The 21,223-nt window shown below is 64.8% G+C and carries 20 protein-coding genes and 1 tRNA gene; 8 read left to right on the plus strand and 13 right to left on the minus strand.

The annotated features are described in order from the left end of the window. Position 1: 1 nt before the first annotated feature. Both AX756_RS19165 and AX756_RS19170 read right to left on the minus strand, forming a co-directional pair. The gene (locus AX756_RS19165; RefSeq protein ID WP_068315612.1) at positions 2–904 is read right to left on the minus strand and encodes a cell division protein FtsX; all 903 of its coding nucleotides are present in this window, start codon (positions 902–904) and stop codon (positions 2–4) included. Then, positions 901–1,578, minus strand: coding sequence for a cell division ATP-binding protein FtsE (locus tag AX756_RS19170; RefSeq protein WP_068315615.1), 678 nt, complete (start codon positions 1,576–1,578; stop codon positions 901–903). Before AX756_RS19170 ends, AX756_RS19165 begins: the two co-directional genes overlap by 4 nt. Before the next feature lie 172 nt (positions 1,579–1,750). On the opposite strand from AX756_RS19170, the gene AX756_RS19175 reads away from it, so the two are divergent. The 5 genes from AX756_RS19175 to AX756_RS19195 all read left to right on the plus strand — a co-directional run bounded on the left by AX756_RS19175 (position 1,751) and on the right by AX756_RS19195 (position 8,243). After that, the gene (locus AX756_RS19175; RefSeq protein ID WP_068315619.1) at positions 1,751–2,713 is read left to right on the plus strand and encodes a zinc-ribbon domain-containing protein; all 963 of its coding nucleotides are present in this window, start codon (positions 1,751–1,753) and stop codon (positions 2,711–2,713) included. A 193-nt stretch (positions 2,714–2,906) separates the two neighbouring features. Next, positions 2,907–3,863 (plus strand): L-malyl-CoA/beta-methylmalyl-CoA lyase, encoded by a 957-nt coding sequence (locus AX756_RS19180; protein ID WP_068315622.1) that lies wholly within the window; start codon positions 2,907–2,909, stop codon positions 3,861–3,863. A 193-nt stretch (positions 3,864–4,056) separates the two neighbouring features. Continuing rightward, on the plus strand, positions 4,057–5,019 hold the full coding sequence (locus tag AX756_RS19185; protein ID WP_068315625.1) for an acetyl-CoA carboxylase carboxyltransferase subunit alpha: 963 nt from the start codon (positions 4,057–4,059) through the stop codon (positions 5,017–5,019). Between the two features lie 270 nt (positions 5,020–5,289). Then, a complete protein-coding gene (locus AX756_RS19190; protein WP_068315628.1) occupies positions 5,290–6,510 on the plus strand; it encodes a phenylacetate--CoA ligase family protein in 1,221 nt (406 codons plus the stop codon). 65 nt (positions 6,511–6,575) lie between these two features. Beyond that, the gene (locus tag AX756_RS19195; RefSeq protein ID WP_068315631.1) at positions 6,576–8,243 is read left to right on the plus strand and encodes a peptidoglycan-binding domain-containing protein; all 1,668 of its coding nucleotides are present in this window, start codon (positions 6,576–6,578) and stop codon (positions 8,241–8,243) included. Positions 8,244–8,324: 81 nt separating this feature from the next. Here the strand turns inward: AX756_RS19195 and ald are convergent, their stop codons facing one another. Further along, entirely contained in the window at positions 8,325–9,443 is a 1,119-nt protein-coding gene (ald, locus tag AX756_RS19200; protein ID WP_068315634.1) for an alanine dehydrogenase, read from the minus strand. Positions 9,444–9,581: 138 nt separating this feature from the next. On the opposite strand from ald, the gene AX756_RS19205 reads away from it, so the two are divergent. Beyond that, positions 9,582–10,040 (plus strand): Lrp/AsnC family transcriptional regulator, encoded by a 459-nt coding sequence (locus AX756_RS19205; RefSeq protein WP_068315637.1) that lies wholly within the window; start codon positions 9,582–9,584, stop codon positions 10,038–10,040. Between the two features lie 72 nt (positions 10,041–10,112). Then, positions 10,113–11,384, plus strand: coding sequence for an anaerobic sulfatase maturase (locus AX756_RS19210; protein WP_231701103.1), 1,272 nt, complete (start codon positions 10,113–10,115; stop codon positions 11,382–11,384). Positions 11,385–11,610: 226 nt separating this feature from the next. Here AX756_RS19210 and ykgO read toward each other — a convergent pair whose 3' ends face one another. After that, positions 11,611–11,736: a type B 50S ribosomal protein L36 gene (ykgO, locus tag AX756_RS19215; protein ID WP_005850168.1), complete on the minus strand. Its 126-nt coding sequence runs from the start codon at positions 11,734–11,736 to the stop codon at positions 11,611–11,613. 79 nt (positions 11,737–11,815) lie between these two features. Further along, positions 11,816–11,890: transfer RNA gene (locus AX756_RS19220), tRNA-Val, on the minus strand. A 154-nt stretch (positions 11,891–12,044) separates the two neighbouring features. Between AX756_RS19220 and AX756_RS19225 the strand changes: the two genes are divergently transcribed. Further along, entirely contained in the window at positions 12,045–12,908 is an 864-nt protein-coding gene (locus AX756_RS19225) for an N-formylglutamate amidohydrolase (RefSeq protein WP_068315640.1), read from the plus strand. 3 nt (positions 12,909–12,911) lie between these two features. On the opposite strand, the gene AX756_RS19230 is transcribed toward AX756_RS19225, so the two are convergent. The 8 genes from AX756_RS19230 to mgtE form a co-directional block, all read right to left on the minus strand. Beyond that, positions 12,912–13,817, minus strand: a complete 906-nt coding sequence (locus AX756_RS19230; protein WP_068315643.1) for a DMT family transporter — start codon at positions 13,815–13,817, stop codon at positions 12,912–12,914. 46 nt (positions 13,818–13,863) lie between these two features. Then, on the minus strand, positions 13,864–14,466 hold the full coding sequence (locus tag AX756_RS19235) for a LysE/ArgO family amino acid transporter (RefSeq protein ID WP_068315646.1): 603 nt from the start codon (positions 14,464–14,466) through the stop codon (positions 13,864–13,866). 204 nt (positions 14,467–14,670) lie between these two features. Further along, a complete protein-coding gene (locus tag AX756_RS19240) occupies positions 14,671–15,078 on the minus strand; it encodes a c-type cytochrome (protein WP_068315649.1) in 408 nt (135 codons plus the stop codon). Positions 15,079–15,449: 371 nt separating this feature from the next. Beyond that, positions 15,450–16,196, minus strand: a complete 747-nt coding sequence (locus tag AX756_RS19245) for a YebC/PmpR family DNA-binding transcriptional regulator (RefSeq protein WP_068315652.1) — start codon at positions 16,194–16,196, stop codon at positions 15,450–15,452. 107 nt (positions 16,197–16,303) lie between these two features. Next, positions 16,304–18,082, minus strand: a complete 1,779-nt coding sequence (locus AX756_RS19250; RefSeq protein WP_068315655.1) for an SLC13 family permease — start codon at positions 18,080–18,082, stop codon at positions 16,304–16,306. Positions 18,083–18,246: 164 nt separating this feature from the next. Next, the gene (locus tag AX756_RS19255; RefSeq protein ID WP_068315742.1) at positions 18,247–19,059 is read right to left on the minus strand and encodes a TIGR00282 family metallophosphoesterase; all 813 of its coding nucleotides are present in this window, start codon (positions 19,057–19,059) and stop codon (positions 18,247–18,249) included. 120 nt (positions 19,060–19,179) lie between these two features. Then, on the minus strand, positions 19,180–19,725 hold the full coding sequence (locus tag AX756_RS19260; protein WP_231701104.1) for a 5-formyltetrahydrofolate cyclo-ligase: 546 nt from the start codon (positions 19,723–19,725) through the stop codon (positions 19,180–19,182). An 11-nt stretch (positions 19,726–19,736) separates the two neighbouring features. Continuing rightward, a complete protein-coding gene (gene mgtE, locus AX756_RS19265; RefSeq protein WP_068315662.1) occupies positions 19,737–21,125 on the minus strand; it encodes a magnesium transporter in 1,389 nt (462 codons plus the stop codon). Positions 21,126–21,223 lie beyond the last annotated feature (98 nt).

Below are 21,223 nucleotides of genomic sequence, written 5' to 3' on the forward strand. Positions count from 1 at the left end.
GTCACGTTGTCTTTCGCAATTGCCGGAAGGCGGCATAGCGTGTTGCCGCGAAGGCGACGATGGCGGCGATGGGCGGAATGGCCAGCGGCAGCAGCCAGCTCGTGCCGGTGAGGCTTAGCCCGGTCAGGAAGCCGCCCTCGGCATCGGCGCTTGGCAGCAGCGCGATGGCGGCCATGCCGAGCGCCGTGCCGGTCGCCGCGCCCACCAGCGCACGCAGCGTGAAACGGCGCACGAAGGCGCGGGCGATATAGGTGTCGAGCGCCCCGATCAGGCGCAGCGCGGCGATCACCCGTTCATTGGCGGCGAGCGCGGCCTGCGCGGCCAGCGTGATCATGGCGGCGGTCGCCGCCGAGATCAGCCCCAGCGACAGCAAGCCCAGCATCCGAAGCCGCTCGGCCGCATGGACCAGCGGCTCGCGCCAGCGGGTGTGATCGTCATAGACGGCGCCGGGCGCCTCGCCCGCGAGCCGTGCCCTGAGCCCGGCCACGTCCACGCCTTCCTCGGTCTCGACCACCTCGATCAGCTCCGGAATGCGCAGCGCATCGAGCGGCAGGTCCGGCCCGAACCACGGCTCCAGCAGCGCCATGCGTTCGGCATTGCCGAGCGGGCGCGCCTCGGCCACGCCGGGGGTGGTCTCCAGCACGGTCAGGGTGTTGGTCAGCTGTTGGGCGGCCTGCTCCGGCGGGGCGGAAATGCGAATGGTGGCCGTCCGCGCCAGCGCTTCGGACCAGCGGGTCGCGAGCCGGTCGGTCGCCAGCGACAGCGCCAGCGCAAAGACGGCGAGAAAGGCCATGGCGGCGGCGGTGAACACGGTCAGCCGGGCGGTGAAGCCGGTGGGCGGCACCACGCGGTCCGCGCCGCTCGTTCCCGCCAGAAAGGTGCCGGCCTTGCCAAAGACGCTCATAGCTCCGCCCCCGCCAGCGACAGCGTTCCGCCGGCAATGCGCAGCACGCGGGCCGGGACCTGGCTCTTGGCGGCCCGGATCAGGTTGAGATCATGCGTGGCCACGAGGATCGTCTTGCCCATCCGGTTCAGCTCCACCAGCAATTGCAGCAGGCGCAGCGACATCTCCCAGTCGACATTGCCGGTCGGCTCGTCGGCGAGCACGATCTCGGGGTCCATGATCACGGCGCGGGCGAGGGCGGCGCGCTGGCGTTCCCCGCCCGAAAGCTGCGGCGGCAGCGCGTCGGCGCGCGAAGACAGCCCGACCCACGCCATCAGCTCTTTCAGGTTCTGGTCCTCCGAGGCCGCATCGCGCCCGGTGACGGCGAGCGGCATGGCGAGGTTCTCGGTCAGCGGCAGGTGGTCGAGGAACTGGCAATCCTGATGCACAACGCCGATCCGGCGGCGCGTACGGGCGACATCGTCCCGGCTCAGCGAATGCACATCCCGGCTGAAAATGGACAGCTGCCCGGATGTCGGCAGCAATTCCATGTAGCACAGCTTGAGCAATGTCGATTTGCCGGCGCCCGAAGGCCCGGTGAGAAAATGAAACGACCCCGGTGCGAGTTGCAGCGTGACGTCTCCCAGAAGGGTGCCGTTGCCGTAGGAATAGGCAACCTCGTTCAGCTCGATCACGAAATCTCCTTCCCCTGCCTGCGCGGCCCGTTGTGCCTGAGCAACGGACGCGTTTCAACGGGGTTCGCATCCGAAGGGATGTGCATTTTCTTTGTCATCCCCCCGATCCCGAGGCATAAACGTAGAAAAGTCAGAGCAGTGGGGCAGTTTGCAAGCCCCGTCGAGAGGGGACATGCGCCTTACCTGTCCAAATTGCGGAGCCCAGTATGCGGTCGATGCCCGTGTGATTCCGGATACCGGTCGGGACGTGCAGTGCTCGAATTGCGGCAAGACGTGGTTCCAGCATCATCCAGATCACCAATCCGCTCCGGAAACGCCTGTCGAAGAACCGGAGATTTCTGCGCCGCCCCAACCGGAGACGGAACCCGAACCGCCGGTAGAGCGGCCGGCTTCCGCCGCTGTCGCCGAGCCTGAAGCGGCCGAAGAGGTGCCGGATCCGGCGCTGGCTTCGGTTGCCAGTACCTTTGAAGCGCCCGAAGAACACGAAGACCTGTCCTTCGAGGCCGACCTGCCCGACGAAGCGGTGCCGGAGGTTGAGGAAGACGCGCCCGAAGAGGCGCCCGAGCCTGAACCGATCCCGCCCCGTCGTCCGGTCGATGAAGCCGCCATGGCGGTGCTGCGCGAGGAGGCCGCGCGCGAGCAGGCTGCCCGCAAGGCAGAGCGCGGTTCGCTTGAGAGCCAGGGCGAGCTGGACATGGCGGCCCCGCAGGGCGCCGCACGTCGGCCGGAGCCGGATCTCGCACCGCGCGAACCGGCGCGGGTCGTGCCGTCGGACACCATTCCGGTCGAGGAAAAAGAGCGCCGCGACAAGGCGGCGCCGCGCCGCGAGCGTCTTCCCGATGTCGAGGAAATCAACTCGACCCTTCGGCCCGAGGAGGCCGCTTCCGCCCGGAACGCGGAAAGCCGTGTGCCCCGGGAACAACGCAGCCGTGGCCGCCGGATCGGCATGGGGATCGCGTTCCTGACCTTCGGCGGGCTTGCTCTGCTCTACGGCCAGCACAAGACAGTTGCGGACAAGCTGCCGCAGGCGGCGCCGGCATTGGAGCAATATGTGGCGTCGGTCGACGCGGCGCGCCTCCGGCTGGACGAGGCGCTGCGGGCCTCCGTGGCCAGGCTTCAGGGAAGCGACGAGTAACCCTGCCCGGCCATGCCGCAACGGCAACCTTCCCCCGCTGCCGGTAACCCTTTCTGAAAACGATATGATTGCCCGTTTGCGGGTTCGCGTGGCGTGCCGTTATGCTGCCACTGCGAAAAGAGTCTTGTCAGCGTGCGCGCAATAATCTACCCCGTAGCGAACCAGATTCGAAATATACTTGCCAGAGAGAGTCATGAGCTTCCGCATTCAGCCTGCCGCCCCCGCCCGCCCGAACCGTTGCCAGCTCTTTGGCCCGGGCTCCCGTCCGGCGATCTTCGAAAAGATGGCGGCGAGCGCGGCCGATGTCATCAATCTCGACCTCGAGGATTCGGTGGCCCCCGACGACAAGGCGGCGGCGCGCAAGAACATCATCGAGGCCATCGGTGACGTCGATTGGGGCAACAAGACGCTCTCGGTACGCATCAACGGGCTCGACACGCCTTATTGGTATCGTGACGTGGTGGACCTGCTGGAGCAGGCCTCGGACCGGCTCGACCAGATCATGATCCCGAAAGTGGGCTGCGCGGGCGACATCTACGCCGTGGACGCGCTGGTGACCGCGATTGAACGGGCCAAGGGGCGCACCAAGCCGATCAGCTTCGAAGTGATCATCGAGAGCGCGGCCGGTATTGCCCATGTCGAGGAGATCGCCGCCGCCTCGCCCCGGATGGAGGCGATGAGCCTTGGTGCCGCCGACTTCGCGGCCTCCATGGGCATGCAGACCACCGGCATCGGCGGCACGCAGGAAAACTACTACATGATCCGCGAGGGCGTGAAGCATTGGTCCGACCCGTGGCACTGGGCGCAGGCCGCGATCGTTGCCGCCTGCCGGACCCATGGCGTTCTGCCGGTGGACGGGCCGTTCGGCGATTTCTCGGATGATGACGGCTATGTCGCCCAGGCCCGGCGTTCCGCGACGCTCGGCATGGTCGGCAAATGGGCGATCCACCCCAAGCAGATTGCGCTGGCCAACGAGGTGTTCACGCCGTCCGAGGCGGCGGTGGCCGAGGCCAAGGAGATTCTCGCGGCGATGGAGAAGGCAAAGGCGGAGGGGGCCGGCGCCACGGTCTACAAGGGCCGTCTCGTGGATATCGCCTCGATCAAGCAGGCCGAAGTGATCGTGAAGCAGGCTGAGCTTATCGCCGGCTGATCCGTTCGACTAGGTCCTGCTGCGCCTGCCGGGGGAGGGGAGACCCACGGCGGGCGCACCTTTTTCCGGGCGGCCCGGTTGGGTGCCGCGTCGATGCGCGCAAGTATGTTCCGTGTTCGTGGTCGGGCGGTCCGGGTTCTGTTGCAAATCCCCCCGTTCGGACGCATATGGGTGCGAGCAGTAAGGGAGCCGCGTGATGAACTATCTGGAGTTCGAAAAGCCTCTGGCCGAGATCGAAGGAAAGGCCGAGGAGCTTCGGGCGATGGCCCGTTCGAACGAGGGGATGGACGTGAAGGCCGAGGCCGCGGCGCTGGACGCCAAGGCGGCGGCCATGCTCAAGGATCTCTATGGCAAGTTGACGCGCTGGCAGAAATGCCAGGTGGCCCGCCACGCGGAGCGCCCGCATTGCCAAGAATATATCGAGACGTTGTTCACCGAATACACGCCGCTGGCAGGCGACCGGAATTTCGCCGATGACCACGCCGTCATGGGCGGCATGGCCCGCTTCAATGACCGGCCCGTGGTGGTGATCGGCCACGAGAAGGGCCACGACACGCAGAGCCGGATCGAGCGGAATTTCGGCATGGCGCGCCCCGAGGGCTATCGCAAGGCGATCCGGCTGATGGAGTTGGCCGACAAGTTCAACCTGCCGGTGGTGACGCTGGTGGACACGCCCGGCGCCTATCCGGGCAAGGGCGCCGAGGAGCGCGGCCAGTCGGAAGCGATTGCGCGCTCGACCCAGGCCTGCCTGACCATCGGTGTGCCGCTTGTCTCGGTGATCATCGGCGAGGGTGGCTCGGGCGGGGCGGTGGCCTTTGCGACCGGCAACCGTTTGGCGATGCTGGAGCATTCGATCTATTCGGTGATTTCGCCGGAGGGCTGCGCGTCGATCCTGTGGAAGGATGCGGAGAAGATGCGCGAGGCCGCCGAGGCGCTGCGCCTGACGGCGCAGGACCTTCTGGAGCTTGGCGTGACGGACCGCGTGGTGGCCGAGCCGGTTGGCGGGGCGCATCGCGACCGGCAACAGGCCATTGCCAGCGTGGGCACGGCAATTGCCGCGATGTTGGGCGAGCTGGATGGGCTGGATCGGGCAGCCCTGATCGCGGATCGGCGCCGGAAATACCTGGATCTGGGAAACAAGGGCCTCGCGGCCTGATTTCGCGGTAGCCGCGATGACATGACGTTCCGCCGGGGGGCGCTGCCCCCCACGCGCTCTTTCGAGCGCTCCCCCGGGATATTTGGGAACAGATGATGGCACGGGGAGCTGCGGCAACCCGTAGGGAAATTTGCGTCTGCTGTTTTCGATCCGGACTGTTGATTTCACTTGGCGGGTGGCGTGAACTGCGGGGGAGTTCAAATTGCAGAACGTGGCCGCGATTGGTGCCTGTCCGGGTGCGCGGTTGGCGGCAAGGGAGGGATCTGGAACATGAGCAAGCCATTTGACGGGTTGGAACGGCGCAGTGCGGATGAGCGGGCGGCGGCTTTGGCGGAAAACCTGCCCCGGCAGATCGCGGCGGCGAAAGCGCTGGTGGGGTATGCCAACAGTCTGGCCAAGGTGGATCCGGCAAAGATCACGGATGCGGAGGCGCTGGCCGGCCTGCCGGTTCTGCGCAAATCGGAGCTTGGGTCCAAGCAGTCGGTCGATGAGCCGTTTGGGGGTTTCACCACCCGGCCGGCGCAGGGTTTTGACCATGTCTTCCAGTCGCCGGGGCCGCTTTACGAACCGGGAATGACATCGCAGGACTGGTGGCGGTTGGGTCGCTTCCTGCATGCAGCCGGAATCGGCAAGGGCGATATCGTTCAGAACTGCTTTGGCTATCACCTGACGCCGGCGGGGATGATGTTCGAGAACGGCGCCCGTGCGGTCGGCGCGGCGGTGCTGCCGGCGGGGACCGGTCAGACCGACCTGCAGGTGCGTGCGGCGGTGGATGTGGGTGCGACCGCTTATGCGGGCACGCCGGATTTCCTCAAGGTGATCCTGGATCGGGCCGAGGAGTTGGGCGAGACGCTCCGGTTCGCGCGGGCCGTGGTCTCGGGCGGCGCGCTCTTCCCGTCGCTGCGGCAGGAATACACGGATCGCGGCATTGCCACGCTGCAGTGCTACGCCACGGCGGATCTTGGCAATATCGCCTATGAGAGCGAGGCGATGGAGGGGATGATCGTCGACGAGGGCGTCATCGTCGAGATCGTCACCCCGGGCACGGGGGATCCGGTGGCAGCGGGCGAGGTCGGCGAGGTGCTGGTGACCACGCTCAACCCCGATTACCCGCTGATCCGTTTCGCCACCGGCGACATGTCGGCCTGGCTTCCTGGAGAGAGCCCGTGCGGGCGAACCAATGCGCGGATCAAGGGCTGGATGGGACGGGCCGACCAGACGACCAAGGTCAAGGGCATGTTCGTGCGACCCGAACAGGTGGCGCAGCTGGTGGCGCGGCACAGCCATGTGCACAAGGCGCGGGTGATCATCAGCCGCGAGAACGAGATGGATTCCATGCATGTCCAGATCGAGGCCGATGGTGGCGACTGGACCGAATATGGCGAGGACGTGAAGGACCTGCTGAAGCTGAAGGCGTCGATCGAGGTTCTAGCGCCGGGCGAACTACCCAAAGACGGGATCGTGATCGAGGATCGCCGCGTCTACGACTGAGCTGCTATTTGATAACCGGCGCCACAGGCGTAGACTCGCCCCAAAAGAAATACTTGGAGGCGGGTATGAGCAGATTGATTCCGAACCTCGTGGCGCTGGCCGCAGTCATCGGTGTCGCCGCTACGGCGGGTGCCGCGCGGGCGGATCGGGCGCTGGTAATCGGCGCCCCGGAAGCGGAGCGGCGCGGGCTGTGGGGCTCGGGCGACGGTGTCGACACGGCACAGGCGTTGCGCGATGCCGGTTTCGAGGTGATCACGGCGGATGCCGGCTCGGTCACCGCGATGCGCGCGGCGCTGTCCGGTTTCCTGGCCGGGATCGAGGGGGAGGAACGCGTTGTCGTCCATCTCTCGGGAAGTTTCCTGCACGGGGCGGAGCGGAGCTGGTTGGTCGAGGCCGACAAGGCCGCGCGTCCGGATCTGGCCAATGTCGATGATATCGGGCTGTCGGTGGATACCGTCCTGGCCGTTGCCGGGCGGGTGCCGGGCGCCGCGGTGGTGGCGCTGGGCGCGGCGAGCGGCAAGGTCGAGGCCGGCGACGGTCTGGAGTCCGGCCTGTTTCGTGGCGCGGTTCCGCAAGGTGTGACGATTGTCGAGGGCGGCTCCGAGGCGGTCGCGAGCTTCGTTGCCGGACCGCTGCTGGAAGAGGGGCGCAGCCTGACGGAGGTCATCTCCGGGACGCGTGGCCTGCGCGGGCGCGGCTTCCTGCCGGAACGCGTTATCTTCCTGCCGGTGGGCGAGGAACGTCCGGTTGCGCCGCCGAACGCGGCCGAGGTCGAACGGGCGATCTGGCAAGCGACCAAGGCACAGGACAGTGTCGGAGGCTATGAAAGCTACCTGGAGCGCTTCCCGGAAGGGTTCTTTGTCGCCGAGGCCCGCGAGGCCATTGAACGGATCCGCACGGAGCCGAACCGGCTGGCACGGTTGGCGGAAGAGGAGCTTGGGCTGAGCCGGGACGAGCGCCGGAAGATCCAGCGCGAGCTGACCCTGCTGGACTACCAGCCGCGCGGGGTGGACGGCGTCTTTGGGCAAGGCTCACGGGCGGCGATCATGCGTTTCCAGACCAGGAACGGCTTTCCCGCCACGGGCTACCTCGACGCCACGCAGGTGGAACGGCTGAGCCTGCAGGCGGAGCGGCGCGCGGCGGAACTGGCCGCCGAGCAGCGCCGGCAGGAGCTGGAACGGGACAAGCTGGACGGGGAGGCCTGGGCCGCGGTGACCGGGGCCGAGGACGAGGCCGGGCTGCGGACCTATCTCGAACGCTATCCCGAGGGGCTCTACGCACCGATCGCGCGCGAACGGCTGGCGGCCATCGAAGCGGCGGCACGGGCACGCGCGGAGGCGCAGGAGCTGGCAGATTGGCAGGCGGCGTCCGAGGCCGGAACCGTCGCCGCGCTGAACGCCTATCTCGCGGCGCATCCCGAGGGGGCGCATGCCGCGCAGGCCAGGGAACGCGTTGCGGTGCTGGAAGGGGGCGATAGCGCGGCCATGCAACAGGCGCGCGCCGTCGAAGGGGCGCTCGGCCTGAATGCCGTCACGCGGACGATGATCGAGCAGCGGCTGGAGCAGTTGAACCTTGCGCCGGGCAATGTCGACGGCACCTTCGACGCGGATACGCGCGCGGCGCTTCGGCGCTTCCAGAGGGAGCGTGGGCTGGAAGAGACCGGCTACATGAGCCAGCAGGTCGTGTCCCAGATGCTCGCGGATTTCGGCAATTTCCTGATCTCGCCGCGCTAGAAAAATGTGACCGCCTCCCAATGACGGGAGGCGGTCGTGTTGCCGTGAGTGGTCGTGAGTGGAGTGGTGGTTTGTAGTGCCTTAACCCGCGAGCGCTTCCGAAAGCGGGGTGGTCTCGTAGCCGAGCGCCTCGGCGACGGCATCGCAGGTGATCTTGCCGTTCCAGACGTTGAGGCCATTGGCCAGATGCACGTCCCTGCGCAGCGCGGCCTGCCAGCCCAGATCGGCGATCCGCAGGGCGTGGGGCAGGGTGACGTTGTTGAGCGCATAGGTCGAGGTGCGCGCAACCGCGCCCGGCATGTTGGCCACGCAGTAATGCACGATCCCGTCCACCTCGTAGGTCGGTTCGGCATGGGTGGTCGCGTGCGAGGTTTCGAAACAGCCGCCCTGGTCGATGGCGACATCGACGAGCACGGCGCCGGGCTTCATCAGGGCGAGATCGGCGCGCGTGACGAGCTTCGGGGCTGCGGCTCCCGGGATCAGGACCGCACCGATCACCAGGTCCGCCTCGGCGATCATCTCGGAAATACGGGTCTGGGTGGAATAGGCTGTCTTGGCACGGCTCTCGAAATGGGTGGCCAGCCGTTCGAGCACGTCAGGGCTGCGGTCGAGGATGGTCACGTCCGCGCCGAGCCCCACCGCCATCTGGGCCGCGTTGAAGCCGACCACGCCGCCACCAAGCACCACGACCTTGCCCGGTTGCACGCCCGGAACACCGCCGAGCAGCACGCCGCGCCCGCCATGCGCCTTTTCGAGCGCCGTGGCGCCGGCCTGGATCGACATCCTGCCGGCAACCTGGCTCATCGGCTTCAGCAGCGGCAGCGTGCCCGTCGGGCTGGTCACGGTTTCATAGGCGATGGCCGTCACGCCGGAGGCAATCAGCGCCTTGGTCTGTTCCGGATCGGGCGCGAGGTGCAGATAGGTATAGAGGATCTGGCCGGACCGCAGCATGGCGCATTCGGCCGGCTGGGGTTCCTTGACCTTCACGATCATCTCGGCCGCTTCAAAGATTTCCGCAGCCGTGGCGCCGATCGTGGCGCCCGCTGTCCGATAAGCCTCGTCATCGGCGCCGATCCCGGTTCCAGCGCCTGTCTCGACCTGAACCGAGTGGCCATGCGCCACCAGTTCGGACACCGATTCCGGTGTCAGGCCGACCCGGTATTCGTGGTTCTTGATTTCCTTCGGTACACCGATGAGCATGGTAAACTCCCTACTGCCCTGAGCGCGATTGGAAGAAGTCTTACGCAAAACGCGCCGAGTGCGATTCCTATTTCTGTCTTTCCACTGGCGCCCTGCGGGAAAATTTCCGAAGATTGATGGAAATATAAGGATCACATCTTGGATCGTTTTGACGCCCATATTCTTCGCGAATTGCAGAGGGATTCGCATATCGCCGTGGCCGATCTGGCCGAGCGGATCGGGCTGTCCACATCGGCCTGCCACAGGCGGGTCAAGCTGCTGGAATCCAGTGGCATGATCGACGGCTATTCCGCGCGGGTGAACCCGAAGGCACTGGGGCTGGACCTGGAGGTTTTCGTGGACATCACGCTGACCTCGCAGAGCCAGGAAGCGATGGATGCCTTCGAGAAGGCGGTACAGCTTTACGACGAGATCCTGGAATGCGTTCTGACCACCGGCACGGCGGATTATATCCTGCGCATCGTGGCGCGGGACGTGGCCCATTACGACATGATTCACCGCCGCTGCCTCGCGCGTCTGCCGGGCGTCTCGGGCATGCAGACGAGTTTCGCGTTGCGCTCGATCAAATCCTGGCGCGGCTACCCGGTGCCGGGGTGAGCCACCCCTTCGGCTTGTGATTTCCCCCGTGAGACCCAATATGCTCTTCTTACCGGTGGGAGGACCGACACCGTGGAAATCGACAGATCCAGCGCCGCATCACGCAATTTCCAGGTGATGACCAAGCCCATTGGGCCGAAATGCAATCTCGATTGCAAATACTGCTATTACCTTGAAAAGGAACGGTTCTACCCCGAGGAGAAGAAGTTTCGCATGCCCGAGGAGGTCCTGGAGACCTATATCCGGGACTATATCGCCGCGCAGCACGCGGCGGGCGCGCAGGAGATCTGGTTCTCCTGGCAGGGTGGCGAACCGACGATGCTGGGCGTGGAATATTTCCGGAAGATCGTGGAGCTGGAGCAGCAATACTGTCCGCCCGGCACGGTCATCCGCAACGCGCTTCAGACCAACGCGACCCTGATCGACGAGGAATGGGCGGTTTTCTTCAAACAGCATGACTTCCTGATCGGCGTCTCGATCGACGGTCCGAAAAAGATCCACGACCGCTATCGCTATTACCGCAACGGAAGCGGGTCCTTCGACAAGGTCATGGAAGGGATCCGCCTCCTTCAGGCGCATGAGGTCGAAATCAACGCCCTCGTGGTGGTTCAGCGCGAAAGCGCGCGCAAGCCGAAGGAGGTCTATCGGTTCCTCAAGAAGGTGGGTTTCCGCCACATCCAGTTCATTCCGATTGTCGAACGCGTCACCGAGGACGGCACGCTCGCCGGTCCGCCGCAGAGCGATGACGAAATCGAGGCGCAGGTTTCGCGCTGGTCGGTCTTGCCGAAGGATTTCGGGAAATTCCTCAATACCGTCTTCGACGAATGGGTCCGCCACGATGTGGGCGAGGTATTCATCCAGTTCTTCGAGGTCCAGATCGGTCTCTGGCTCGGCCGTCCGGCGGGGCTATGCGTGTTTGCAGAGGAATGCGGGCAGGCACTGGCGATGGAGCATAACGGCGATCTTTTCTCCTGTGATCATTATGTTTATCCCGAGTACCGGCTCGGCAATATCATGGAAGAGAAGATCGAGGCGCTGGTGGCCAAGCCGGAACAACAGCGATTCGGCGAGGAGAAGCGCACGACACTCCCAAAACAGTGCCAGGAGTGCAAATTCCGCTTTGCCTGCAATGGCGGCTGCCCGAAACACCGCCTTCTGGCGACCTCGGACGGCGAACCGGGCCTGAACTATTTCTGCGCGTCCTACATGAGCTTCTTCCACCACGCGGGGCCGTGGCTGCGGGTGATGACGGATCTGAACAGGCGCGGACGGATGGCGTCCGAGATCATGGAGATCGTGCGCCAGCGTTCCAGCCGCAAGCAAAGACGGGCTGGATTGCCCTGAGGCGTGGGGCGGCGAATCTCCCTGCTTCCGGGGCGGAGCGCCAACACCGTGCATGCCGTTCTGGTATCTGGTGACCGGATGTTCCTCCGACGGAGGTGCGATCCGACCAGTCGTTCGCGCAGGCGAAACGCGCGCTATCGAAGGGCCGACAGTCCTGCAATCAGAACGCCCAGAAACGAAAAAGGCCGCGAAAAACGCGGCCTCGTTCGAATGCTGTGTCGCTGAATCAGCCCTGACGGGCCTTGAAGCGGCGCTGGGTCTTGTTGATGACGTATACGCGGCCTTTACGGCGCACGACACGGCAATCCCGGTGCCGATTCTTCAGCGAGCGGAGCGAGTTGCGGACTTTCATAGTCTTCCCTTTCCTCAGTCGCCGGCGCGAGAACGGCGCCGATTGTTTCGCCAGCGAGCCGTCTCCGGCCCGAATTCAATGGTGGGCGGTACTGGGATCGAACCAGTGACCCCTACGATGTCAACGTAGTGCTCTACCGCTGAGCTAACCGCCCGTACCGTACCGAACCATCCTGCCGCCCTTATCCCGAAAGAAAAGAACGCGGTCGATTCCGCGTCGGTGGAGCGCGTATAAAAGGAACGCGCGTCGGGTTCAAGGGCTTTTGGCAAGAGAATTTATACCGCTATATGGGGGCTCAAGGAGACCCTATGCAAAACCCGCCATTTCGCCTCGAACTGCCCCGGAGCCGGACCACATCGGTGGTGTTTGCCTCGCCGCATAGCGGGCGTGACTATGGCCTGGATTTCCTGCGCCGAACAGTGCTTGACGAACTCGGCATCCGCTCCTCCGAAGATGCTTTCGTGGACCGCCTGTTCGACACCGCGCCGGGGCTCGGCGCGCCCTTGCTCGCCGCCACCGCGCCGCGCGCCTTCGTGGATCTCAACCGCAGTGCCGACGAGCTCGATCCGGCAGTGGTGCGCGGCGTTCGCTCTCAGGCGCATAACCCGCGGATAGCCTCTGGTCTGGGAGTTATTCCGCGCGTCGTGGCGGGCGGGCGGGTGATTTACCGCGGCAAGATCGATCTGGAAGAGGCGCAGCGGCGGCTGGAGCAGGTCTGGCACCCCTATCACGCCGCCCTTCGGCAGGTTCTGGCGGAAAGCCGGGCCGCCTTCGGACAGGCCATCCTGATCGACTGTCACTCCATGCCGCATGAAGCGGTTCGGTCGGCGTCGGGCAAGTCCTACAGCCGTCCGCACGTGGTTCTCGGGGATCGTTTCGGGGCGGCCTGCACTGGCGATATCATGGACAGCGTGCAGGCGGCGTTCGAGCGGGCGGGCCTGCGCGTGTCCCGGAACACGCCCTTTGCCGGCGCTTTCATAACCCAGCATTACGGCCGGCCCGCGCATGGCCAGAACGCGATTCAGGTCGAGATCGACAGGTCGCTCTACATGGATGAAGGCAGGATCGTGCCGAGCAAGGATTTCCCGGCCTTTCGCGGCATCCTGCGCGGGATCATCCAGGAGATCACGGAGATCGGGCGCGCCTCGCCGAAATCGCTGGCGGCCGAATAGCGCTCAGCCCTGCGGGGGCAGGGGCGGCGGCACGGCGGGCGCTGCCTTCAGCCGCATTTCGCGCCAGGCGATGAAGGAGACCGAGGCCATGATGAGGCAGCCGCCGAGCACGACCCATCCATCCACCGGCTCGTGAAAGACCACCCAGCCGAGCAGGCTCGCCCAGACGAGCTGAAGGAAAGTGACGGGTTGTGTGACCGCCATCGGGGCTGCCTGAAAGGCGAGGGTCATCGTGAAATGCCCCGCCGTTGCGAAACAGGCGACGAGGAACAGCCAGCCCAACTGCTGAAATGTCGGCTGCACCCAGTGGGCAAAGGCAAAGGGGGCGAGGAAGATCGTCACCATGATCGACATCATCGCCACGACGACCGTGGGGGAAACCTCCCCGGTCATGCGCTTGGCAACAAGGTAGGCGCAGGCAAAACCGAGCGCGGCAAAGATCATGGCGATATGGCCAAGATCCAGCTCGCGCATCCCGGGCCGCAGGATGACCAGGGCCCCGAGGAACGCCACGCCAATCGCCGCCATGCGCCTTGCGGCAAGTGGCTCGCCAAGGAAAATCGCGGCCCCCAGCGTGACATAGATCGGGCTCATATAGTTCATCGCCGTCACCTCGGCGATGGTGATCCGGGTCATGGCATAGAACCACATGATCACCGCACCTGCCTGTGCCGCGCCGCGCAGGGTGAACAGCGCAAGCGCCCGGCGGGACAGGCGCGCGCGCTTGAGTTCGGGCCACATCGGGATCAGGAAGACCAGCCCCAGCAGGTAACGCAGGAAGGCCGATTCGGCGGGCGGGATGCCCGGCCCCAGATGCTTCACCGTCGCCTGCACACCAATGAAACAGAAACCGGTCATGACCATCCACAGGACGGCTTTCAACGGGCGCTGTTCGGGCGGGGTGCTCATGGCGGCGACCAGACATCATTCCGAATGCGGCCACAAGCCCAAGCGGTCAGCCCAGAATCAGCCCGGCGGCGATGGACCACATGACGATACCGATCACCACATCGAGCACGCGCCACGAGAAGGGGCGGGCAAAGAGCGGCTGCAACAGCCGCGCACCGTAACCGAGTGCGAAGAAGAACAGGAAGGAAGCGGAAACGGCCCCGGCGGCAAAGGCGGCTTCGCGGCCGGGAAACCCCGAGGAGATCGACCCGATCAGCCCGACCGTGTCGAGATAGACATGCGGGTTCAGCCAGGTCAGCGCCAGCACCGTCGCCAGCACCTGCCGCAGGCTCCGAACGCCGTTTCTGCCGGCCTCCAGCGCCTCCCCACCCCGCCAGGCATTGCGGAAACTGATTGCGCCATAGGCCAGCAGGAACGTCGCACCGCCCCAACGCATGACAGGGACAAGCCCCGGCAGCAGCTTGGAAAGGGACGTGAAGGCAAACACACCGACCGAGATCAGGATCGCATCCGAGATCGCACAGGCCAGCACGACCGCCAGCACATGCTCCCGCTTCAGCCCTTGCCGCAGAACAAACGCATTTTGCGCCCCGATCGCGAGGATCAGGCTGAAACTCAACAGCAACCCCTGAGTGAATGCTTCCGTCATGCCGCCCGTCCGCTCTGCGCCCGGACCGTCTAGACGCACGAAGCCCCGGCTGCAACGCCACAAGCCCACCGGCTCCACGCGATACACCGCACCACCGCAGCTACTCGCAGTGGAGGGTTCGAGTGACGACAGCCGGGCGGCTTTGGCGACGTAGGAGACAATTGATGCCTTGTGTCAGATGTCTCCTTCGGTTGGGCCAGTCAGTTACTTCTGGATCGACTGAAGGTGGTAGATGAGCGACAAGATGCGTCCCCTCGCCACCATTTCCGCCGTCTCTCCCCGCTGGCTGGTCGCCGAGGATTGAAAGCGCTCACCCCAGATCGGCATGGAACTGCCATGCGCTCTTACCCCGTCGCGACCATCGATCGTTGTCAGAACCGCTTCGTAAGGAAAGGTTCCGCCATTTGCCTGTGAAAGCTCCAAAAGACTTGGGGTCGAAATGTTCAGGAGACCGGCTAGGGGGCCGTCTCCCATCGCGCTTTCGCCGTGACAACCGGCACAAGCGACGGTGTATTCTTGCTTGCCAAGTTCTTCTGCTCGCTCTTGTGACAATAACGCCGTCGGAGCAAGCGACACGCAAAGACCCACGGCAAGTGAAAACAACACATTCATCTTCAGTTCCCTCCGCTTTGGTTTACGTAAGGGAATTCTCGCATTGGCGGCTGCTCCTGTCTCTGAGTTGGATCAAGCAAACGCCATCAAACCGCGGTGTGTTGTGGGCTTGAGAAAGCGGTTCTTCAGACATCGGCCCCGATGTCAGCGAAGCGCGGGGAGCGCCCCCAAACACCCCGGCGTAAGGCCGGGCATCCAAACCGGTCGCGCTTTCGGTCGAAACCGGGGGCGCATTTGACCGAAAAAGGGTCAAAAACGGAGGCTTGGCGGATTCAGGAGGTCCTGAAACGGTCGAAACGACCGGAATACCGGTCGTTTCGGACGGATTTTGGGTCGAGATTGACCGGGGTTTCTTGCAAATCAACCGGAAATCAGGCGTCGAGTTGCGCCGCAACCTCGTCTGTCAGTTCCAGGTTGGCGGTGACACGCTGCACGTCGTCGTCATCCTCCAACACCTCGATAAGCCGCATCAGTTTCTGCACGCCTTCAAGGTCAAGCTCGGTCGTGGTGGTCGGTTTCCACACCAACTTGGTGTGCTCCGACTCTCCCAACGCGCTCTCAAGCGCCGTGGAAACCTCGTTCAGATCGGTGTCCGCGCAATAGATGACGTGAGAATCTTCATCTGATTCAACGTCTTCCGCACCTGCTTCGATCGCCGCCATCATCACCGAATCCTCGTCGCCCACGGAGGCCGGGTAGGTGATCTCGCCCTTGCGCTCGAACATGAAACCGACAGATCCGGTCTCACCGAGATTGCCGCCATGCTTGGAGAAGGTCGAGCGCACGGTGGAGGCCGTGCGGTTGCGGTTGTCGGTCATCGCCTCGACGATCACGGCAACGCCGCCCGGGCCGTAACCCTCGTAGCGGATCTCTTCGTAATCGTCGCCATCTCCGGCCTGCGATTTCTTGATCGCCCGGTCGATCACGTCCTTGGGGACGGAGTTAGACTTGGCTTCCTTCACCGCGAGGCGCAGGCGCGGGTTTTTCTCAGGGTCCGGATCGCCCATCTTCGCGGCGACGGTGATCTCTTTCGAGAGCTTGGAAAACAGTTTCGAGCGGGCTGCATCCTGGCGCCCCTTGCGGTGCTGGATATTCGCCCATTTTGAATGGCCGGCCATGGGTCTTCTCCGTTCGGGTCGGGACTTCGTATGATTTGCGCGTCCATAGCCCAAAGAACAGGCCGGGGGCAATCCCGCAGCGTTCCGAGGCGGACAGCTCTTTGGTATCAGAGCGGCCAGAGCACAGGGATCAGCGCGGAAGAGAGCAGACCGATGGACAGGTTGAGCGGTATCCCGACCTTCAGGAAATCCGAGAACCGGTAGCCGCCGGGGCCATAGACCATCATGTTGGTCTGGTAGCCGATGGGCGTTGCGAAGCTGGCCGATGCTGCGACCATCACGGCGATGACCAGTGGGCGCGGGTCGAACCCGAGCGCCGTCGCCAGGCCGATCGCGATGGGCGTGACGACGACCGCGACGGCATTGTTGGTGACCAGTTCGGTCAGCACGGAGGTCAGCAGGTAGATCGCCCAGATGATCAGGAACGGCGGCAGCTGCATCAACCAGGGCGAGACCGCCTTGACGATCAACTCGACCGCACCGGAGGCTTCCAGCGCCGCACCGATGGCCAACATGGAAAAGATCAGCGCCAGCAGTCGGCCCTCGACGAAGGAAAACGCCTCGTCGGCGTCGATGCAGCGTGTCACCAGCACCAGTGCGACCGCGAGGAAGGACAGGAGCAGGATGGGCGCGACCCCGATGGCCGAAAGCACGACGATGCTCAGCAGCGCGCCGATGGCGATGGGGGCTTTCTCGCGGCGGAAGGCACGGGCCGAGGGGCGCGCGATATCAACCAGGCCCATGTCGGAGGCCAGCCGCTGGATATCCTCGGGCGCGCCTTCGAGCAGCAGCGTGTCGCCGACGCGCACCACCAGATCGTCGAGCTGTCGTCCGATATTCTGGTTCCGTCGGTGCACGGCAAGCGGGTAGACGCCGTAACGCCGGCGCAGGCGAAGCTGACCCAGCGTGCGGCCGACCATGCGTGCGCCGGGCGAGATCAGCACTTCGACCGTCTCGGTGCGCACCGAGCTCAGCTTGTCGACCTGGCGCAGCGCCTTGTTCTCCTGCAGGCTCAGAAGCTCCGCCATGCGCGTGCGCAGCACGACCCGGTCGCCCGCTTCCAGCACGACCTCGTTCATGTTCCGACGCAGCGAGGCATCGCCGCGCAGAATGTCGATCAACCGAACCCCGTCGCGCTTGAACTGTCCAACCTCGACCGCCTTGCGCCCGATCAGATCGCTATCCTCCGGCAGGGCAACTTCGGTAAAGAATTTCATCTTGCGCTTGTCGGAGAGCAGCGAGGCCATGGACTCCCGCTCCGGCAGCAGCCTGTAGGCGATAAACCGCAGGTAGATCATGCCCCAGGCAACGATGACGATGGCCAGCGGCGTGACTTCGAAGATGCCGAACGGCTCCATTCCGTTGGCGCGCGCAACGCCGTCGACGAGCAGGTTGGTCGATGTGCCGATCAGAGTCAGCGTGCCGCCCATGATCGCCGCATAGGAGAGCGGGATCAGCATCTTGGAGGCAGGCCGCTTGAGCGTGCGCGAGATCTGGACCATCACCGGGATCATCACGACAACGACCGGCGTGTTGGAAACCACCGCCGATGCGATGACGACGAACCCGATCAGGGTGCCGATGGCCAGGCGCGGGTCCCTTTCGGCCTGTGCCTGGGCGATATGGGTGAACCAGTCCAGCGCGCCGGTCCGTACCAGCGCGCCCATCACGAGGAACATCATCGCGATGGTCCAGGGCGCGGGGTTGGACAGGGCATCGCGCGCGGCCTCATAGGGCAGGATGCCCGTGGCCAGCATGACCGCCGCGCCGAGCATGGCGACGACTTCGGCCGGGAAAATCTCCCGCGAGAACAGCACGAACATTGTCAGCACGACACAAAGCGCGAGGATCGGTTCTCCGGTCGGTCCGAGGTTCAGAAATTCCATACGCGTCCCATGGCTGCTCCACCGGCCATCCTTAGCGTGCCTGCGCACTGGCGCAAGCGTTCTATGTCCCGCCCGCGCATGGCGGGCAGGGCCTGCCCGAAGAACTGCCGGTCAGCCCAGCGGCTATGCTCGGATGAAAAAGGGGCCAGCCGCCACAGGCGTGTTCAGGGGCCCGCCTGTGCCAGCCGCCCGCCCTGGCGGACCATCTCGATCCGCGTCGTCTCGCCGGTCCTGTCGTCGGTTTCAACGTAGAGACCGCTGACCGTCGCCTCTTCCAGCGCTGGCGTGAACCGGCCCTTTGGCATGCCGGTGACGAAACGGCGCATCGGCTCGGCCTTTTCCATGCCGATGACGGAATTGTAGTCGCCGCACATGCCGGCATCCGACTGGAAGCCAGTCCCCTTGGGGAGGATCTGCGCATCGGCCGTTGGCACATGGGTATGCGTGCCCACGACCACGCTGGCGCGCCCGTCGCAGAAATGGCCCATGGCCATCTTCTCCGAGGTGGCCTCGCAATGCATGTCGACCAGGCTGGCCGCCACCATCCCGCCGCGCGGGTGTGCGCGCAATAATGCGTCGATATCGGAGAACGGATCGGCAAAGGGGCGTTTCATGAAGATCTGGCCCAGAACTTGCGCCACCAGGATCTTGCGGCCACCGGTTGCCGTGAAGACCGCCGCCCCGCGCCCCGGCGCGTCCTTGGCGAAGTTGAGCGGCCGCAGGATACGTTTCTCGCGCTCGATGAATTGCAGCATGTCGCGCTGATCGAAGGCGTGATCGCCCAGCGTGATGCAATCGGCCCCGGCCTCCAGCAGCGCCTTGGCATGGGCACCCGACAGCCCCATGCCCGAGGTGGCGTTCTCGCCATTGACCACGACGAAATCCAGCCCCCAGTCGCGCCGCAGCGCCGGCAGGCGTTCCGCCACCGCCGTGCGCCCGGCACGGCCCATTACATCGCCCAGAAAGAGAATTTTCATGGCCAACGCCCTAGCCCCGCATGGGAAGGGGAGCAACCCCCTCTCGTGTGAAAGCGGAACGTACAGTTGTCCCACGCGCCGCAGGCGCGCCCGGCCTCAATGCTCCGCGACGCGTCAGCGTCAAGGGGCGCGGGGAAATACCCCCTTCTCGGTCAGCACGCCATCGAGGCGTTGATCGGTCGCTTCTAGAGGCAGCTTTTCGAGGTATTGCGCCGAATAGGCAAAGCCGAGCGCTTCGACCTTTCCCCGCCTGCGCAGCCTCTCCAGGGTACGATCATAAAACCCGCCGCCATAGCCGAGGCGAAACAGCTCCCGGTCAAAGGCCACAAGCGGGGCGATGACGAGATCCGGTATCAGCTCTTCACCGCCTGTCGGGACCATCACGCCAAAGGCACCTTCCTCCAGCCGGCATCCCGGCTTCCACTCCCGAAAGACGAGCGGCATCCCCGGCCCGATGACAATCGGCACGGCAATCCGGTTCGCGGTGCACAGCGCTTCCATCGCCGGCAGCGGATCGGCCTCCGTGCGGATCGGAAGATAGCCCGCGATGACCCGCCCCGCCGTCCCGGCAAGGTGATCGCAAAGCGCTTGCGACGCGGCCGCTCGATACGCGGCATGGGCGGGTTTGCGCAGGGCGAAGGCGTGCTGTCGCGCCTCTTTCTTCATCGCGCCCAGGTTCAAAGAAGCACCATCGAGGCCAGCCCGAGGAAGGCGAAAAAGCCAACCACATCGGTCACCGTGGTCACGAACGTGCCCGATGCCAGCGCCGGATCGACCCCGAGTTTCTCCATCGTCACCGGCACGAGAATGCCCGCCAGCGCCGCCACCGCGAGGTTGACGATCATCGCTACCGCGATGACCAGCCCGATCTGCGAGGAGCCGAACCAGAACAACGCCACCAGCCCCATGACAACGGCGAAAACCGCCCCGTTCAGAAGCCCCACGACCAATTCGCGGCTGACCACGCGCCAGACGTTCGAGCCCGTCAGGTCCTTGGTGGCGATGGCTCGCACCGCCACGGTCAGCGATTGGGTGCCCGCATTTCCGCCCATGGAGGCAACGATCGGCATCAACACCGCCAGCGCCACGACCCGCCCGATCACGTCTTCAAACAGCGCGATCACCATGGAGGCGAGAATCGCCGTCAGCAGGTTCACCGCGAGCCAGGGCAGGCGCAGCTTCGTCGTCTCGATCGCGTTGTCCGAGAGCGAGGACTCCTCGTTCACACCGGCCAGAAGCAGGATATCTTCCTCGTGCTCGTCATCGAGCACCGCCATGGCGTCGTCGATGGTGATCACCCCCACCAGCCGGTCTTCGCCATCCACGACGGGCAGCGAGATCAGGTGGTACTGGTTGAAGATATAGGCCACCTCGGCCTCGTCGAGATCGACCGGAACCGAGCGGAAGGAATGCTCGCTCACCTCGCGCAGCGGCTTGTTGCGCGGCATCGACATCAGCTTGCCGAGGGTAACATAGCCGGTCGGGTGCATCTTCGGATCGACGAGGATGACGTGGTAGAACTGCTCCGGCAGGTCCTCGGCGTCTTCGCGCACGAAATCGATGGCCTGGCCGACCGTCCAGTGCTCCGGCGTGCGGACCACCTCGCGCTGCATGAGGCGGCCAGCGGAGCCTTCGGGATAGCTGAGCGCCTGTTCCACCGCGACCCGTTCGCTGGCGGACAGCGCATCGAGCAGGATATCCTTCTGTTCGTCGCCGAGATCCTCGATCAGGTCGACGATATCGTCCGATTCGAGGTCCAGAACGGCTTCGCTGAGCACCTCGTCGGGCAGCATCTCGATGACTTCGGCGCGCACGCTTTCGTCGAGTTCCGACAGGATCTCGCCATCGATATCCCGGCCCCAGAATCGCAGCAGCAGGTGGCGCGTCTTGTCGCCCACCTGTTCCATGAGGTCGGCCACGTCGGCGGGGTGAAGCTGGTCGAGCATCCGCCCGAGCCCGGCCGAATCGCCGCGATTGATCGCCAGCAGGATTTCCCGCGCCCGATCCTTGGGCAGAACGAAGGCATCGTCGTCACGACCTGCCTTGTCGGCAGTATCTTCGGCCATGGCTGCACCCTCCGATTTCACTTTCGACATAGAATAAGCGCGCGGAAGCGGGGTGCAACCTGCCTTGCCCGTTGCCGAGCGCATGTCCTGTCCCTAGG

The organism is Aliiruegeria sabulilitoris (assembly GCF_001558155.1).
In the GTDB taxonomy this organism is placed as follows: domain Bacteria; phylum Pseudomonadota; class Alphaproteobacteria; order Rhodobacterales; family Rhodobacteraceae; genus Tropicimonas; species Tropicimonas sabulilitoris.

Excerpts from the sequence above, each read along its gene's own strand:
- AX756_RS19260 (WP_231701104.1), bottom strand. The coding sequence starts at position 19,725 with ATGAAGAAAGAGGCGCGACAGCACGCCTTCGCCCTGCGCAAACCCGCC.
- AX756_RS19240 (WP_068315649.1), bottom strand. The coding sequence starts at position 15,078 with ATGAATGTGTTGTTTTCACTTGCCGTGGGTCTTTGCGTGTCGCTTGCT.
- AX756_RS19255 (WP_068315742.1), bottom strand. The coding sequence starts at position 19,059 with ATGAAAATTCTCTTTCTGGGCGATGTAATGGGCCGTGCCGGGCGCACG.
- AX756_RS19165 (WP_068315612.1), bottom strand. The coding sequence starts at position 904 with ATGAGCGTCTTTGGCAAGGCCGGCACCTTTCTGGCGGGAACGAGCGGC.
- AX756_RS19245 (WP_068315652.1), bottom strand. The coding sequence starts at position 16,196 with ATGGCCGGCCATTCAAAATGGGCGAATATCCAGCACCGCAAGGGGCGC.
- AX756_RS19190 (WP_068315628.1), top strand. The coding sequence starts at position 5,290 with ATGAGCAAGCCATTTGACGGGTTGGAACGGCGCAGTGCGGATGAGCGG.
- AX756_RS19180 (WP_068315622.1), top strand. The coding sequence starts at position 2,907 with ATGAGCTTCCGCATTCAGCCTGCCGCCCCCGCCCGCCCGAACCGTTGC.
- AX756_RS19235 (WP_068315646.1), bottom strand. The coding sequence starts at position 14,466 with ATGACGGAAGCATTCACTCAGGGGTTGCTGTTGAGTTTCAGCCTGATC.
- ald (WP_068315634.1), bottom strand. The coding sequence starts at position 9,443 with ATGCTCATCGGTGTACCGAAGGAAATCAAGAACCACGAATACCGGGTC.
- AX756_RS19175 (WP_068315619.1), top strand. The coding sequence starts at position 1,751 with ATGCGCCTTACCTGTCCAAATTGCGGAGCCCAGTATGCGGTCGATGCC.
- AX756_RS19195 (WP_068315631.1), top strand. The coding sequence starts at position 6,576 with ATGAGCAGATTGATTCCGAACCTCGTGGCGCTGGCCGCAGTCATCGGT.
- AX756_RS19230 (WP_068315643.1), bottom strand. The coding sequence starts at position 13,817 with ATGAGCACCCCGCCCGAACAGCGCCCGTTGAAAGCCGTCCTGTGGATG.
- ykgO (WP_005850168.1), bottom strand. The coding sequence starts at position 11,736 with ATGAAAGTCCGCAACTCGCTCCGCTCGCTGAAGAATCGGCACCGGGAT.
- mgtE (WP_068315662.1), bottom strand. The coding sequence starts at position 21,125 with ATGGCCGAAGATACTGCCGACAAGGCAGGTCGTGACGACGATGCCTTC.
- AX756_RS19250 (WP_068315655.1), bottom strand. The coding sequence starts at position 18,082 with ATGGAATTTCTGAACCTCGGACCGACCGGAGAACCGATCCTCGCGCTT.
- AX756_RS19225 (WP_068315640.1), top strand. The coding sequence starts at position 12,045 with ATGCAAAACCCGCCATTTCGCCTCGAACTGCCCCGGAGCCGGACCACA.